This window comes from Paenibacillus sp. FSL W8-1187 (genome assembly GCF_037965485.1).
GTDB classification, from domain to species: Bacteria; Bacillota; Bacilli; order Paenibacillales; family Paenibacillaceae; genus Paenibacillus_O; species Paenibacillus_O pasadenensis.
On sequence record NZ_CP150181.1, the window covers coordinates 2,117,152 to 2,132,876 of the forward strand.

The 15,725-nt window shown below is 65.7% G+C and carries 13 protein-coding genes; 6 read left to right on the top strand and 7 right to left on the bottom strand.

The features are described 5' to 3' along the window. Nucleotides 1-120: 120 nt before the first annotated feature. Both NYE40_RS08990 and NYE40_RS08995 read left to right on the top strand, forming a co-directional pair. The gene (locus NYE40_RS08990; protein WP_339279810.1) at nucleotides 121-1,005 is read left to right on the top strand and encodes a class I SAM-dependent methyltransferase; all 885 of its coding nucleotides are present in this window, start codon (nucleotides 121-123) and stop codon (nucleotides 1,003-1,005) included. Nucleotides 1,006-1,112: 107 nt separating this feature from the next. Further along, nucleotides 1,113-1,667 (top strand): hypothetical protein, encoded by a 555-nt coding sequence (locus NYE40_RS08995; RefSeq protein ID WP_339279811.1) that lies wholly within the window; start codon nucleotides 1,113-1,115, stop codon nucleotides 1,665-1,667. Between the two features lie 13 nt (nucleotides 1,668-1,680). On the opposite strand, the gene NYE40_RS09000 is transcribed toward NYE40_RS08995, so the two are convergent. Continuing rightward, nucleotides 1,681-2,589 carry an AraC family transcriptional regulator gene (locus NYE40_RS09000; protein ID WP_339279812.1) on the bottom strand — a complete coding sequence of 303 codons (909 nt, stop codon included), beginning with the start codon at nucleotides 2,587-2,589 and terminating at the stop codon, nucleotides 1,681-1,683. A 156-nt stretch (nucleotides 2,590-2,745) separates the two neighbouring features. Between NYE40_RS09000 and NYE40_RS09005 the strand changes: the two genes are divergently transcribed. Together NYE40_RS09005 and NYE40_RS09010 are read left to right on the top strand one after the other, a co-directional pair. Further along, nucleotides 2,746-5,442, top strand: coding sequence for a glycoside hydrolase family 78 protein (locus tag NYE40_RS09005; RefSeq protein WP_339279813.1), 2,697 nt, complete (start codon nucleotides 2,746-2,748; stop codon nucleotides 5,440-5,442). Between the two features lie 52 nt (nucleotides 5,443-5,494). Continuing rightward, complete coding sequence (locus NYE40_RS09010; protein ID WP_028597841.1) at nucleotides 5,495-5,686, top strand: hypothetical protein; 192 nt, start codon at nucleotides 5,495-5,497, stop codon at nucleotides 5,684-5,686. A 129-nt stretch (nucleotides 5,687-5,815) separates the two neighbouring features. Here the strand turns inward: NYE40_RS09010 and NYE40_RS09015 are convergent, their stop codons facing one another. Further along, nucleotides 5,816-6,685, bottom strand: a complete 870-nt coding sequence (locus NYE40_RS09015; protein ID WP_052333006.1) for a protein kinase — start codon at nucleotides 6,683-6,685, stop codon at nucleotides 5,816-5,818. A 110-nt stretch (nucleotides 6,686-6,795) separates the two neighbouring features. On the opposite strand from NYE40_RS09015, the gene NYE40_RS09020 reads away from it, so the two are divergent. Together NYE40_RS09020 and NYE40_RS09025 are read left to right on the top strand one after the other, a co-directional pair. Beyond that, entirely contained in the window at nucleotides 6,796-7,926 is a 1,131-nt protein-coding gene (locus tag NYE40_RS09020) for a serine hydrolase domain-containing protein (protein ID WP_339279814.1), read from the top strand. A 188-nt stretch (nucleotides 7,927-8,114) separates the two neighbouring features. Continuing rightward, nucleotides 8,115-9,008, top strand: a complete 894-nt coding sequence (locus NYE40_RS09025; RefSeq protein ID WP_339280038.1) for a GyrI-like domain-containing protein — start codon at nucleotides 8,115-8,117, stop codon at nucleotides 9,006-9,008. A gap of 255 nt (nucleotides 9,009-9,263) precedes the next feature. Here NYE40_RS09025 and NYE40_RS09030 read toward each other — a convergent pair whose 3' ends face one another. The 5 genes from NYE40_RS09030 to NYE40_RS09050 form a co-directional block, all read right to left on the bottom strand. Then, nucleotides 9,264-10,655 carry an aldehyde dehydrogenase gene (locus tag NYE40_RS09030; RefSeq protein WP_339279815.1) on the bottom strand — a complete coding sequence of 464 codons (1,392 nt, stop codon included), beginning with the start codon at nucleotides 10,653-10,655 and terminating at the stop codon, nucleotides 9,264-9,266. Beyond that, the gene (locus NYE40_RS09035) at nucleotides 10,652-11,038 is read right to left on the bottom strand and encodes a metalloregulator ArsR/SmtB family transcription factor (RefSeq protein ID WP_084136720.1); all 387 of its coding nucleotides are present in this window, start codon (nucleotides 11,036-11,038) and stop codon (nucleotides 10,652-10,654) included. Before NYE40_RS09035 ends, NYE40_RS09030 begins: the two co-directional genes overlap by 4 nt. A 1,400-nt stretch (nucleotides 11,039-12,438) precedes the next feature. Further along, on the bottom strand, nucleotides 12,439-13,458 hold the full coding sequence (locus tag NYE40_RS09040; RefSeq protein WP_028599458.1) for an iron ABC transporter permease: 1,020 nt from the start codon (nucleotides 13,456-13,458) through the stop codon (nucleotides 12,439-12,441). Beyond that, nucleotides 13,455-14,471, bottom strand: coding sequence for an iron ABC transporter permease (locus NYE40_RS09045; RefSeq protein ID WP_101808918.1), 1,017 nt, complete (start codon nucleotides 14,469-14,471; stop codon nucleotides 13,455-13,457). The genes NYE40_RS09040 and NYE40_RS09045 overlap by 4 nt, the downstream gene beginning before the upstream one ends. A gap of 101 nt (nucleotides 14,472-14,572) precedes the next feature. Further along, entirely contained in the window at nucleotides 14,573-15,538 is a 966-nt protein-coding gene (locus NYE40_RS09050) for an iron-hydroxamate ABC transporter substrate-binding protein (protein WP_028599460.1), read from the bottom strand. Nucleotides 15,539-15,725 lie beyond the last annotated feature (187 nt).

Sequence of the window (15,725 nt, forward strand, 5' to 3'; positions counted from 1 at the left end):
CAAAGCTTTGGAAACGGCTTTTTGCGGCTTGTTTCGAAGCGAGGCGCTTGCTCATCGGAATGAACTCATCTATTATAGATATTAGATATCCATAATAGAATCAATGAGAGGGGCTTGACGATGAAAGAGCTTGATGATGCCAAGGTGTGGGAGCAGGCGTGGAAGGAAAGAGGGGATCTCGTGCGGGCAAAGCAGGAAAAAGCCGGCATCCAGCCGTCCCGAGCTTTTGACGACAAAGCGGAGACGTTCGATCAATCTTCCTTCAGCGAGGAAGGAAGAAGAAGGACAGAGCGCATCCTCGGATGGCTGGAGGGGCAGGGCGTCGACTTCAAAGGGATGTCCATCCTTGATGTCGGCGCGGCGTCCGGCGTGTTCACCGTGCCGATGCTCGAGCGCGGAGCCGCCGTCACGGCGGTGGAGCCTTCCCCGCCGCTCGTCCGGCTGCTGAGAGAGAACGCGGCGCGCGCGGGCGCAAGCGGGCTGGAGATCGCGGCTGCCCCGTTCGAGGAGATCGACGTGCGCGAGCGGGGCTGGGAGGGCGCGTTCGATCTTGTTTTCGTCTCGATGTGCCCCGTCCTGCACGATTGGAGCGCGGTGGAGAAGATCCTGTCCTGCGCGAGGCATTATGCCTACATCAGCCTGCCCGCGAGCGCGGGAGGGCATAGCCTCGCCGAGGAGATCTGGCCGCTCGTCACCGGCGAGCCGCTGCAGGTCGGACTCCATCGGGAGATGGGCTTCCTCCAGCATCTGCTTTATCTCAAGGGGTATGCCTATCATTCGCTCGTCACGCGGGAATCGAAGATGAGCGAGCTGTCATGGGGCGAGGCGCTGCAGGAAATGAGAAGCTTGCTGAGAGGCCGCGGCATGACCGTGGATGACGAGGTGGAGCGGGCGATTGCCGGCCACCTAGAGAAAGCCTATCCGTCGGGCCGTGTTCCGGTCCGCCAAGGGGGCCGCTTCGGCAAGGTGCTGGTGCAGCTGGGAGATGAAAGCATGCGGGCTTAAACGGATCGAGGCAGCTCTCGAGGGGGCAAAAGGCGCAGCGGATGCTGTACGGCTGCTGTTTCGCCATGCTACACTTCTAATAGGAAATAAAAGGAAGAGGTGGCGCGATGCAAGCTTTACTCGTCGTCGGCGGCGTGGTGCTCCTGGCATTCGGGGCGTTCGGCCTCTTTTCGGAGCAATGGCCGGCCTTTGCCGGAGGCCTGTTCGGCGGACTGCTGCTGATGGCTCTGTCTCGAATCATCGACCTGCTGGAGGAGCTGCTGAGAAACGCAAGCGATGCGCCCTACTCGCGGGAGCAGCTGGCAAAAATCATGCAGCGATCACGAGCTTTCCGTCTGGAATCGGAGCTGTTCGAGGTGCACCCGAACGCCAGCGGCGGCAATGAATACCCGCTTTATTATTTGAATGGCGAGCCCTACGTGCGCGCTCGTGCGTTTTTGCCGTATATCAAGCAAGTAGATACGCGATATACGTTCGAGCTTCCGGGAAGGGAGCCGGTGACGCTCGACCGCTCCTCCGCCTATCTTCAAGAAGTTCCACTGTTTGAGTACCAGGAACAGGTAGTGGTGCGGCTCAAGTCGCTCGGCTTGCGGACCCGTCCCGTCGGCGACGCGATCAAGCTGGAGTGGCTGCAGCCCGTCGGGCCGCATTCCCAGTCGTAAAATAGCTTCGATTTCACCCCCTCTCGCTTGGGAGGGGTTTTTTGGCGTTGAAAGCCTCGCTTCGATATCTCCCCGGTGTCCGCCCCTCGATCTGCTTGAACACGCGGCTGAACGATGCGATGTCCCGATAGCCGACCATGCCGGCGATCGTGTCGAGCTTGTGCTCCGTCGCGCGCAGCAGCTCGCTGGCGGCGGCGATCCGCTGGCGCTGCACGAACCGATGGAACGTCTGGCCGGCATGGCGCCGGAATAGACGCTGAAAATGCCGCTCGCTCATGCCGGACCGCTCTGCCGCCTCATGCAGCGTGATCGGGCCGAGCGCCTGCTCGCGCACCTGCTCGATCGTCTCGGCGAACGCATGGATCGGAGAAGGCTCCTGTCCGGATCCGCCGCTCGCGTCCGCTTCCCGCAGCCGCAGCCACTCGATGAGCAGCAGCGTCAGCAGCGCGGACAGCATGGCGGGCGTGCCGGCGCGCGGCGAGGCATGCTCCTCGTGCAGCCGCTCGAACAGCGGCTCGAGCTTCAGGCGCGCGTCGCGGATATGGCCGGCCCCCGGCGGTCCGGCCTCGATGTCCCGCCAGCGCTCCAGCAGACGGAGCTCCGGCGAGGCGGCAGCGATCTCCTCCAGCAGCTCGGGCTGGAATACGACGTTGTACACGACGAGCCGCCGGCTTTTGTCCGCCGAGTAGGGACGGAACACATGGGACGCGCCGACCGGCAGCGCGTAGAAGTCGCCGCGTCCCGCCGGATGGGCGGTGCCGCCCAAATACTGGTAGCCGCTTCCTTCGGCCACATAGTTCAGCTCGATGAAGTCATGCTCGTGCAGGGCGGTCTCGAACCGCTCCTCGATCCGGTTGACGAAAATCCGGTACCCCGGACGGAATAGCTCGCTCGCTTTCATCGTAAGCCGGCTTCGCTTCATGCGCGGCCTCCTTTCGGCATCGGCAGCAAATAGAATGGTCGATGGTTATGTCCATTTTACCATGGTTTTTCGTCCGGATCAGCTATGGGAGATCGGCTGGCAGCGAGGTAAGCTGACGGTAGCAAGTAAGCGCTGCCTAAAAGGGGAGAGAATTCAATGGCCATCATCGACGTGCATGGATTGACCTGCAACAACCGCATCGACCCGCTCGGCATCGACGATCCGAGCCCGTCCTTCAGCTGGAAAATCAAATCGGAGCGCAGGGGCTGGCTGCAGCAGGCTTGGCGCATCCAGGTCGCGGCTGCGGCTGGAGGGGAGGAGTTCGCGGACAAGGACCTCGTCTGGGACAGCGGCCGCCAAGAGGGCGGCTCCACGCTGCATGCGCGGTGCGAAGGAGCGGCGCTGCAAGCCTGCACGGCTTATGTCTGGCGAGTCAAGGCATGGGGAGTCGACGGCGAGGAGTCGCCGTGGAGCGAGCCGGCGCGCTTCGAGACCGCCCTGCTCGGCGATGCTCCGTGGAGCGGAGCGCGCTGGATCTCGCATCCGCTGCCGGCCGACGAGGAAGGCAAGGAGCCGGCCGCCTGCCTGCGCCGCGAGTTCCGGCTCGAGCGGCCGATCGCCTCAGCCCGGATCTATGCGACGGCGCTCGGCATGTACCGGCTGCTCGTGAACGGCGAGCCGGCCGACGACGCCTGCCTGCATCCCGGCTGGACCAGCTACGGCAAGCGGCTGCAGTACCAGACGTACGATGTGACGAAAAAGCTCCGCTCGGGCGGCAACGCTCTCGGCATCCTGCTTGGCGACGGCTGGTACAAGGGGAGGATCGGCTGGGGCGAATGGCCGATCTACGGCCGCGAGCGCGCGGCGCTGGCGCTGCTGCGCATCCGGTATGCCGACGGCACCGAGGAGACGATCGGCACGGACGGCAGCTGGAAAGGGAGCGACGGCGCGATCCGCGCTTCGGAGATTTACGACGGAGAGCGCTATGACGCGAGGCGGGAAAAGAAAGGCTGGGCGCTGCCCGGCTACGACGACGCGGACTGGACGGCGGCCGCGCCGATCGAGCCTGCCGCCGGGCGGCTCGTCGCGCAGGAGAGCGAGCCGGTGCGCGTCGTCGATACGATCGTGCCCGTTTCGGTGCTGACGACGCCGAGCGGCGAGACGGTGCTGGACATGGGCCAGAACATGGTCGGCTGGGTCCGCTTCACCGTTCGCGGAAAAGCCGGAGCCGCCGTCACGCTGAGCCATGCCGAGGTGCTGGATGCGGCCGGCAATTTCTATACCGACAACCTGCGCTCCGCGAAGCAGCAGGTGACGTACATCTGCTCCGGCGAAGGGGAAGAGACGTTCGAGCCGAGCTTCACGTTCCAGGGCTTCCGCTACGTCAAGGTCGAGGGCGTCGCGCCGGAGCAGATTCCGGGCCGCTTCATCGGGTGCGTCATCACGAGCGATCTGCGGCCGGCAGGCCGGTTCCGCTGCTCCGATCCGCTCGTGAACAAGCTCGTCGACAATATCGTCTGGGGTCAGCTCGGCAACTTCGTCGACATCCCGACCGACTGCCCGCAGCGCGACGAGCGCCTCGGCTGGACCGGCGACGCGCAGGCGTTCGTGCGAGCGTCGACGTACAACCGCGACGTGCTGCCGTTTTTCGCCAAGTGGCTGCGCGATCTGGCGGCGGACCAGCTGCCGGACGGCGGCGTGCCGTTCGTCGTGCCGGATGTGCCGGGCGTCGGCGCGAGCTCGGCGGCTTGGGGAGACGCTGCCGTCATCGTTCCGTGGGTGCTGTACGAGCGCTACGGCGACAAGCGGGTGCTGGAGGAGCAGTACGCCAGCATGAAGGCTTGGGTCGAGTATATCCGCGCTCAAGGCGAGGACGAGTTCTTATGGAATACCGGCTTTCATTTCGGGGACTGGCTCGGTCTCGACGCCAAGGAGAACAGCTATGTCGGGGCGACGCCGCGCGATCTGATCGCGACCGCGTTTTACGCGCATGCCGCCGGCCTGCTCGCCAAGTCGGCCGCCGTCATCGGCAAGGCGGACGATGCCGCCGAGTACGGCAAGCTGCGGGAGGGGGTCGAGGCTGCTTTCCGCAAGGAGTTCGTCACCCCGAGCGGCCGGCTTGCGGCGCCGACGCAGACCTCCTATGCGCTGGCGCTCATGTTCGACCTGCTGGAGCCCGGCCAGCGGCAGCAAGCGGCGGACCGGCTCGCCGCGCTCGTCGAGGAGAGCGGCCATCAGCTGACGACCGGGTTTGTCGGCACGCCTTACCTTTGCCATGTGCTGACCCGCTTCGGCCATGCCGAGCTGGCCTACCGCCTGCTGGAGCGCCGCGAATATCCGTCGTGGCTGTATCCGGTCACCAAGGGAGCGACGACGATCTGGGAGCATTGGGACGGCATCAAGCCGGACGGCAGCTTCTGGAGCCGGGACATGAACTCGTTCAATCATTACGCCTACGGAGCGGTCGGCGACTGGCTGTTCGGCTCGGTGGCGGGCATTGACGCGGACGAAAGCGGACCGGGCTACCGGAGCATCCGCCTCCGTCCGGTGCCGGGCGGCTCGCTTTCGTTCGCCGAAGCGGAGCTCGACTCGCCGTACGGTCCGATCCGCTCCGCCTGGTCGCGCCGGCCGGACGGCGGCTTCGCCTACGAGTTCGAGGTGCCGGCGGGCGCCACCGCGCGCGTGTGCTTGCCGGGCGCGGCGGAGGAAGGATCGACCGAATCCGGCCGGCCGGTGCGAGAGGCCGAGGGCGTATCGGAGGTCGTTCAAGCGGACGAAGGACTGGAGCTTCGGCTCGGCTCCGGCACGTACCGCTTCGAGACGCGAGCCGCCGGCGCGCAAGCGGCCGTCTGAAACCAAGCCGCTTTTTCTTCGTAGAACGGGAAAAAGCGAGGAGGAATGATTTATGATCCGACGTCTGCTGGAACGGCTGCTCGGCTCGTCCCGTCATCGGAAGCCTTACGGCGGCTACAAGCGCTACAGCTCAAGCAGCGGCCGCAGGGGCTACAGCCACAAGCGCTACAGCTCCTCAGACCGCAAGTACGGGCATGGCCGCGGCCACGGCTACTATAAGGGCCGCAAGCATAGCTCAAGCTGAGGAGGCCGCCCGCCGATCGGCGATGCAAGAAGGCCGGACCGAATCTCCGCGATGCGGGGGTCCGGGCCGGTCTTTTTGTCCGATCGGGCGGGCGGCGCCGGCTTGAGCGGCCGTTATCGTCCGCTGCGCTCAGCGAGCCGCGAGCATCCGGTCCAGCTCCTCCAGCAGCTCCGGCACGCCGCTCAGCGGCGGGCCATCGGAGCCGAGCAGGCGGCGCAGCAGCCGGCGCGCCTGCGGGGTCAGCTCAAGCTCCTCTTCCCAGCCTCGCTCGGGAGCGCCGGGCGCGGGCTCGTAGGAGGAGTAAAGCAGGAACAGCAGCAGCTCGCCGAGATCATGCAGGTCGGAAGCCGGCTCGGCCGGAGCGCGGCGCCGGTCATGCTCGTCTGCGGAGGCGAGCGCGAGCGGAGGCTCGCCGATGCGGCGGGCGAGCCCGAAGTCGATGAGGGAGAGGCTGTCTCCGCTGGCGAATCCGGCCCGCGCTGCGCTGTTTGGCGCTCCGAATTCGCTGCTGGATAATTTGGCCAAAACATTCGGGATACGCACGTCCAGATGGACATAGCCGCGCTTGTGGACATGGCCGACGATCTCCGCCAGGCTGCGGACGAGCCGAAGCGCCTCCGCTTCGGAGAATGTCCGTCCCTGCTCGAAGATCCAATCCTCGAGCGTCACCCCCGCAGCCAGCTCGCTCGCGAGAAACAGCTGCCCCCGCTCCTCCAGCAGCGCGAGCGCGCGCGGAATAGCCGGATGGTCCAGCCGCTCCAGCATGCCGGCTTCCCGGCGGAGCAGCTCGCGGGCGGCCGCGCCTTTGCTCGGCTTGGCCTGCTTGAGAGCGGCCGGGCGGCCGCGCAGCAGGTCGGTGCAGCGATAGGTCAGGCCGTAGCTGCCGATGCCGAGCAGCTCGTCGATCCGATAGCGGCGGCCGACGATGACGCCGCCGCGCAGCGGACGGTCGAGCCAGTCGGCGAGCAGTCTTTTTCCTTGCAGAAGCAATCGGTTCATCGTACCTCCCGGCCATGCTGGAATGCTTTCTATACGTCTCTCAGCCGAAAAGGGTTCTGCCGTCCGCGAGGATCCGGTACAATGGAGGCAAGCAAAAGGAGGAATCGCCTATGTCGGAAAAATCGGAAGACGCTGTTTTGGAGCGGCTGCTGAAGCCGCTTCGCGAGGCGGTGGAGCGGAAATGGACGCCGGGAGCCGCGGCCGCCGTTCATGTCCGCGGAGCAAGCTGGAGCGTCGCGGTCGGGGCGACTTCGTCCGAGCCGGCGGACGCCCGGCCGGTCGGAGCGGATACGCTTTACGACTGCGCTTCGCTGACGAAAGTGGCCGCGACGCTGCCGCTGACGCTGCGGCTCGCGGCAGAGGGACGCCTCCGGCTGGACGAGCCGGCTAGCCGGCTGCTGCCGGAGCTCGCCGCCGGACCGTCCTGCGGCGTGACGATCCGCCAGCTGCTCGCCCACACCTCCGGGCTGCCGTCCAGCGAGAACCTGCACTCGCCGCCGGCGCCGCTGGCGGAGGCGCTCCGCCGGATCGCGGCCCGCGACCTGCGCGCGGAGCCGGGGACGTCGGCCGTCTATAGCGACATCGGCTTCCTGCTGCTCGGCGAGCTGGCCTCGCGGGCGGCCGGCCTGCCGCTGGACGAGGCGGTCCGGAGTCTCGTCTGGGAGCCGCTCGGAATGGAGCGGACCTCCTACGGCCTGCGCGCGGAGGAGCGGCCAGTATGCGCGCCGACCGAGCGCGATGCCGCGAGCGGCCGCTTCTGGCAAGGCGTCGTGCATGACGAGAACGCTCGCGCGCTCGGAGGCGTCGCTGGCCATGCGGGCATGTTCTCGACGGCGCAGGATCTGCTGCGCTATGCCGCGATGTGGCTGGGTGAGCCGCCGGCCGGAGCCGCTGCTTCCGGCGACGCATCGGCGAGCGCAGCTGCCGCGGCGGAGGTGCTGCCGGAGCCGATCCGCCGCGAGGCGCTGCGGCTGCAGACGTCCGGGCGGGACGAGGAGCGGCGCGGCCTCGGCTGGGTGCTGCGCGGCGACAAGGCGGACTGCTTCGGCTCGCTGGCGAGCGGCAGCGCGTTCGGCCATACCGGCTTCACCGGAACGAGCCTCATGGTCGATCCGGAGCGCGGCCTCGCCGTCGTGCTGCTGACGAACCGCGTCCATTTCGGGCGCGGCGTCGACCTCGGTCCGCTGCGGCGCGAGTTCCACGACGCCGCCTGCCGGCTCGCCGACGAGCTGCCGGGCTGAGCGTCGAAGCGCTTGCGCCGGCTCCGGAGCCGGCGCAAGCGCTCCGACGCCGATCCGCATCCGGCTCCACCCTTTATGCGGCGCTGGCGGCGCCTTCGTCCGAGCGTCCCGATCCGACTTTTTCGGAACCGTGCCGGTCGGGCGCTCTCGTCTTGCAGTCGCTATCCTAGGGAAAGGAAAGGAGGTCCATCGGCATGCTGGAAGCCTGGAGCCTGGCGCTCGACGATCTGGAGGAACGCCTCTTCGCCGGCGAACAGCTCGACCTGGCGCGGACGGCGCGGATCGCGCTCTGCTCGGAGCATCACTTCAAGCGCATGTTCTCTTACTTGTCGGGAGTCCCGCTTGCGGAGTACATCCGCCGCAGGCGGCTGACGCTGGCCGCGGAGGAGCTGCGGCAGCGGGGGGCCAAGGTCATCGACGTCGCCGTCAAGCACGGCTATGCGTCGCCGGACGCCTTCGCGCGCGCGTTCCAGGCGCAGCACGGAGCGACGCCGAGCGAGGCGCGCTCGGGCGGCGTCCAGCTGAAGGCGTTTCCGAGGATGACCTTTCACTTGAGCTTGAGAGGCGGCATGGAGATGAAGGTGCGGATAGTTGAAAAAGGAGCGTTTCGGATCGTCGGCCTCGGCCGGCGGGTGCCGATTCAATTTGAAGGCGTCAATCCGGCGATTCAGGAGATGTGGGGCAGCTTGACTCCGGAAGGCGTCGCCGAGCTAAAGGCTCTAAGTGACGGCGAGCCGTCCGGACTCGTCAGCGCATCGACGAATTTTTCCGAGGAGCGCATGGAGGAGAAGGGCGAGCTCGACCATCATATCGGAGCGGCCACGACAAGGAGCGCGCCGGCAGGCTGGCAGACGCTGGAGGTGGCGCCGTCGACATGGGCGGTGTTCGAGGCGGTCGGGGCGTTCCCGGCGGCGCTGCAAAACGTCTGGGGACGGATCTACTCCGAGTGGTTCCCGTCCTCGGGCTATGAGCTGGTACCGGGACCGGAGATGCTTTGGAACGAGTCCGCGGACACGTCCAAGCCGGACTATCGCAGCGAGATCTGGATCCCGGTGCGACGGCCGGCAGAGGAACGGGGCTGAGCGGACGGCGGGAAGGCCGCGCGGCTCGGCGGGAAGGCAAGGCGTAGGCATAGGCAGGCGGGCGAGCGAGGCAGCCGCTTTCCTTGCCGGCTGTTCGGCCACTTGGCCCTCTTGCAGACGAAAAGAAGACCGGAGCGCCCGCTCCGGTCTTTTCGGCGATCCGCCGCCGTTTCGGCGATCCGCCGCCGTTTCGGCGATCCGCCGCCGTTTCGGCGATCCGCCGCCTTTTCGGCGATCCACCGCCGTTTCGGCGGCCTAGCCGAGGAATTTTCGGATCATGTTCATCTTCTCGGGCGTGTACGGCGGGAACGTGAGGCTGCTCGCGAAGCGGAAGCTGCGGCGCACGACGCTCTTGCGGTGGGAGAACAGCTCGAAGCTGTGCCGCCCGTGATACGCCCCGATGCCGGAAGGTCCGACCCCGCCGAACGGCAGCTCGGGATTGATCAGATGCATCATCGTGTCGTTCACGGTGCCGCCGCCGAACGAGCAGCGCGCGATGACCTTCTCCACGGCTTCGTCGTCCTTGGTGAAAAGATACAGCGCCAGTGGCTTCGGCTTGCCGTTCACGAGGCGGATCGCCTCGTCGACGCTGTCGATGCCGATGATCGGCAGCACCGGTCCGAACAGCTCTTCCTCCATCGCCGCCGAGTGGTGGAAGTCCGCGTTCAGCACGGTCGGCTCGATGTACAGCGTCGCGCGGTCGGTCCTGCCGCCGAAGACGATGCTCTCGCGATCGCGCTCCAGGATGTCCGCCAGCCGGTCGAACTGGCGCTCGTTCACGATCCGGCCGAACTCGGCGCGGGACGGATCGTCGCCGTAGAAGTCGCGGACCGCCTCGCGCATCTGGCGGATTAGCTCCTCCTTGATCTCCTTTTCGGCGAGAATGTAGTCCGGAGCGACGCAGGTCTGGCCGGCGTTCATCAGCTTGCCCCACATGATGCGCCGGGCGGAGATCTTCAGATCCGCGGTGCGGTCGACGATGACCGGGCTCTTGCCGCCGAGCTCCAGCGTGACCGGCACGAGATTTTTGGCCGCGGCCTGCATGACGATGCGTCCGACCGGCACGCTGCCAGTGAAGAAGATGTAGTCGAACGGCGACTCGATCAGCGCCGTCGTCGTCTCGCGCTCGCCCTCCACGACCCGGACGAAGCCCGGCTCGAACGTATCGGCGATCATGTCGCGGATGACGGCGGAGACATGGGGCGTGTTCTCGGACGGCTTGAGCACGGCGCAGTTGCCGGCCGCGATGGCGCCGACGAGCGGCTCCACGAGCAGCTGGATCGGATAGTTGAACGGCCCGATGATGAGCGCGGTGCCGTACGGCTCGCGGTAGATGCGGCTGCGGGCGGGGAACTGGAACAGCTTGCTCCCGGTCCGCTCCGGCTTCGCCCAGCGGCGCAGCTTTTTGGCGGTTTCCTTGATGCTGGCAAGCGTGAAGCCGATTTCGCTCATATATGCTTCGGCAGGGCCTTTGTGCAGATCCTTGAACACAGCATCGAGCAGCGGCTGCTCGAACCTGCGGAGCGCGGCGGCGAGCCGATGCAGCTGCTCGATTCGCCAGTCGATCGGGCGGGTGGCGCCAGTATCGAAAAAGCGCTTGTGCTCGGCGAGCATCGCCGCGACCTCGGCAGGGGTGACGGGCTTCATGATCGTTCCTCCTTGTCGGATGGGGTGTCGGATGCGTTGGGGGATCGAGCTGGCGGAACGGATGCGCCGCCGGCTCCGGGAGCCAGGCATTCGCGCTCGACCGTCTCCAGCAGCTCGCGCAGCAGGGCGGCAGGCTCTTCGAGCCGCAGCGAGTAGATCCGCTGCGTGCCCTGTTGCTCGCAGGCGAGCAGGCCGGCTTGCAGCAGCAGCTTGAGATGATGGGACACGGCGGGCCGGCTCAAGCTGAGCCGCGCGGTCAGATCGCTTACGGACAGCGGGCCGTTTTCGTGGAGATGCAGCAGGATGTCCTGCCGATGCGGATCGGACAGCGTCTGGAACACCGGCAGGCACTGGCGGAACAGCTGAATGGCGAGCTTGCCCATGGCAGAGCCTCCTTAAGGTAGAGAAAGTCAGGCTTATACGTTGATGCGTTTAAACTCTTCGACCATTTTAGTATAGCGGATGGCTGACGGAGTCGCTACTCTCCGCCTGAAGTGCAGGGGAGCCGCTCGTACGAGCGGCCGAAAAGGAGTCTGACCGGGGGAGTTGCGCGGAAAAACCGAGTTGCTGAGCTATACGTGATGGGCACGGTGCGCTTGAAGGAGCGGCGCGGCGCCCTACGCGTGGAAAAACCGTGCGTAGCCAGCGAAGCCGACGCGACGCGGCGCTCTACGCGCGGAAAAACTGTGCGTAGCCAGCGAAGCCGACGCGACGCGGCGCTCTACGCGCGGAAAAACTGTGCGTAGCCAGCGAAGCCGACGCGACGCGGCGCTCTACGCGCGGAAAAACTGTGCGTAGCCAGCGCAGGAGTCGCGACGCGGCGCCCTACGCGCGGAAAAACTGTGCGTAGCCGGAGCAGGAGTCGCGACGCGGCGCCCTACGCGCGGAAAAACTGTGCGTAGCCAGCGAAGCCGACGCGACGCGGCGCTCTACGCGCGGAAAAACTGTGCGTAGCCGGAGCAGGAGTCGCGACGCGGCGCCCTACGCGCGGAAAAACTGTGCGTAGCCAGTGAAGCCGACGCGACGCGGCGCTCTACGCGCGGAAAAACTGTGCGTAGCCAGCGCAGGAGTCGCGACGCGGCGCTACACGCGCGGAAAAACCGTGCGTAGCTGGCCCAGGAGTCGCGACGCGGCGCTCTACGTGCGGAAAAACTGTGCGTAGCCGGAGCAGGAGTCGCGACGCGGCGCCCTACGCGCGGAAAAACCGTGCGTAGCTGGCCCAGGAGTCGCGACGCGGCGCTACACGCGTGGAAAAACCGTGCGTAGCTGGCCCAGGAGACGCGACGCGGCGCCCTACGCGCGGAAAAACTGTGCGTAGCCGGAGCAGGAGTCGCGACGCGGCGCCCTACGCGCGGAAAAACTGTGCGTAGCCAGCGAAGCCGACGCGACGCGGCGCTCTACGCGCGGAAAAACTGTGCGTAGCCAGCGAAGCCGACGCGACGCGGCGCTCTACGCGCGGAAAACCTTGCGAGATGTACATACGAAAAGAGAGCGGCTACAAAGTCCGCTCTCTTCAGGGCATTTACTAGATGGTGTGGGGCGTTCAGCAGGAGCGGAGGGGACGGAAACCTCTTGGAGAAGCGGGAGCGGTTCCCTTGAAGGCCGGATTCCTTCCGTTTCGGGAAGGGAGATCAGAGGAATCTGGGCTTCAGCGGAATCGGAAAGAGGTTCCGTACCCGGAGCGCAGCCAGCGGCCAGCCGAACTGGAATTGCCGTACCCGGAGCGCAGCAGCGGCCAGCCGAACCGGAATTGTCGTACCCGGAGCGCAGCGGCCAGCTCGGACTAGGAAGTCGTCCGCCGAAGCAGCAGGTAGACGAAGTAAGGCGCGCCGATAAAAGCGGCGACGACGCCGGCGGGCACGCCGTTGGGATCCGCCAGATTGCGGCCGATCGTGTCGGCGGCGAGCAGCAGCCAGCCGCCGATCAGCATCGCGATCGGCAGCGACAGCTGGTTGCGCGGGCCGACGAGCGCCTTGGCGATATGCGGCGCCATGAGCCCGATGAAGCTGATGCCGCCCGTCACGGAGACGGAGGAGGCGGCGAGCGCGACGGCTGCGATGAGCAGCCAGATGCGCTCCTTCTGCACCGGCAGGCCGATGCCGACGGCGACCGGCTCGCTCAGCTCAAGCAGGTTGAGCTGGTTCGCTTTGTACAGCGTGAACGGGATGAGCAGCAGCAGCCACGGCAGCAGCGCCCAGATGAACACCCAATCGGTGCCCCAGATGCTGCCGGACAGCCATTTGGCGATGAAGTCGACCTTCTCGCGGTCGGAGACCGAGGAGATGACGACCGTCATGATGCCGGAGATGGACAGCGAGAAGCCGACGCCGATGAGCACGAGCCGGACCGGATTCAGTCCTTCGCCCTTGCGATACGAGAACAGGTAGATGAAAAAAGCGGTCAGCATCGCGCTGGCGAAGGCGACCAGCGTGAGCAGATAGACGAAGCTGCCCGGCTCGATCGGGGCGAACAGGAAAAATACGGCGACGCCGAGGCCGGCGCCGGTGTTGATGCCGATGATGCCCGGATCGGCAAGGTCGTTGCGCGTCACCCGCTGCAGGATCGCGCCGGAGAGGGCGAGGCCGACGCCGGCCAGGAAGGTGATGGCGATGCGCGGCAGGCGGATCGAGAAGAGCACGAACTCCTCCTTGCGCGAGCCGTCGCCGAACAGGACGGGCAGCACCCGTTTGATGCCGAGATTGGAATAGCCCCAGCTGGCGCTGACGAGCATCGTGACGGCGACGAGCAGCAGCAGGACGATCAGCGCGATGCGCTGCCGCCGGCGCGCGAGCGATTCGATCATCGGAACGCGCCTCCTTTCCGATTGACGATCCAGAGGAAGAACGGCAGGCCGAGCATGGCGACGATCGCCGTGAGCGACGTCTCATACGGCGAGTTGACCGTGCGCGCGAACGTATCGGCGAGCAGCAGCAGCGCGGCTCCGCCGACAGCCGACACCGGCAGGACGAAGCGGTAGTCCGGACCGACGATCGCGCGCGCGACATGCGGCACGAGCAGTCCGACGAAGGCCATGTTGCCGACGAGCGCCACCGCGGCGCCGGTGAGCAGCACGACGACGACGAACAGCAGCGTCTTCGCGAGCGCGGTATTTTGGCCGAGGCCGGTCGAGACTTCCTCGCTCATGCTGAGCACGGTGAGCTGGCGGGATAGGAGCAGCGCCCCCAGGATGCCGGCTCCGATGAACGGCGTGACGAGGGCGAGCTGCTTCCAGGTCGTGCCGATGACGCCGCCGGCGTTCCACAGGTTGACCTGCTGCGAGATCTTGAAGTGCAGGCTGACCGCGTCGGAGGCTGCGAACAGCAGCGCGGAGATCGCGGCGCCGGCCAGCACGATGCGCAGCGGCGAGAAGCGGTTGCTGCGGGAGGCGCTGATGCCGAAGACGAGCAGAGCGGCGGCCGTCGAGCCGATGAAGCAGCCGATCATGATGCCGATGTAGCCGATGTTCGGAAACAGCGCGATCGTCAGCGCGAGCATCAGGTTCGCTCCGGCCGTCAGGCCGAGCAGGCCGGGATCGGCGAGCGGATTGCGCGTCATGCCCTGCATGACCGCGCCGGCTACGGCGAGCGCGGAGCCGACCGCCATGGCGGCCAGCTCGCGCGGCAAGCGCAGCTCGCGGATGGTGAGGACGGCCTTTTCTGAGGAGGAAGTGAACAGGGCCATCAGCACGTCGCGGAAGCTGGTGTCGGCCGCGCCGAAGGTGAGGGCGAAGAAGAAGCAAAAGGCGAGAGCGACGAGCGAGGCCGCGAGCTTCCAGCCGAAATAAGCGCCTCTTCGCCGGGACAATGGTTGCTGCATGGGGGAACCTCCTTGATCGATCGTCCGGCGGTTCGAGCCGGTCGGCTAAACAGCGAAAGGAACCCTTGAACGAGCAAGAGTTCCAGTCGGATCATCCTTGGTCAGTTGCCGAGGAAATGGGATTTGAAGAAGTCGAGCTGGTAGTCGAGCGTGATCGGATCGTTGAAGTAGAACTCCTTGGCGTTCGCTTCGAACACTTGGCCGTTCTTCACCGCCGGGATGTTCTTGTACGACTCCGTCTGCTGGAACGCGTTCTCCTGGTCGAGGTATTTGCTGATGATCAGGTAGTCACCGGCATATTCCGGAAGCACTTCGGCGGAAAGGGCGTAGTACCCGTCCTGAAGCGCCATCTCCTTGACCTTCTCCGGCATGTTCAGCTTCATCGCCTGATAAAGGACCTCGGTGCCGCGGCCCCAGTTGTCGCCGAACACGTACAGCTGCTTGTCGTAGCTCTCGATGACGGAAACCGTCTTGTCGCCGATCTTGGCGCGGATCTGCTCGCCGGCCTCTGCGGCGCGAGCCTTGAAGTCGTCGATCCATGCCTGGGCTTCCTTCTCCTTGTTCAGCAGCTTGCCGATCTCCAGCTGCTGCGTCAGGTAGTCGACCTTGCCGTAGGTGTAGGTCACGGTAGGGGCGATTTCCTTGAGCTTGTCGAGGTTTTTGGTGGTGGACAAGCCGATGATCAGATCGGGATCGAGCTCGATGATCTTCTCGATGTTCTCCTCGCTGATCTCCTCGACGCCGGCCAGATGGTCCTGGTAGCGCGGATTCATCTTGGACCAGCTGTCGACGCCGACGAGCGGCACGCCGAGAGCCATGACATTGCCCGCATAAGAGGCGACGACGATGACGCGCTGCGGGTTCGCCGGCACTTCGATCGGTCCGTTCTCGGACTCGTATGTAATCGTTCCTTCCGTCGCGGCTGCGGAGCCGTTCGCATTCGCCGCAGCGGCATTTTCAGCTCCGGCGGCGCCTTCGTTCGTGCCGGCGTTGGAGCTTTTCTGACCGCCGCATGCAGTCAAGAGAAGGAGGAGCGACAGGATGAGCGGCAGGCATATCTTTTTCAACGATGATCTCTCCCTAAATGAATGATAATGATTATCAATGACGTTCTTCACTATAGAGCTGTCCGCGGGATCTGTCAAGCCTGGAGTCGAAGATGGCGCGAGAAAACCGCCTTGCCGAAGCGGGCGTTGCCAAGGGAGAAAAAAGACGGTAAAGTAAATGAGAATGATAATCAATGGAGCGGGGGGA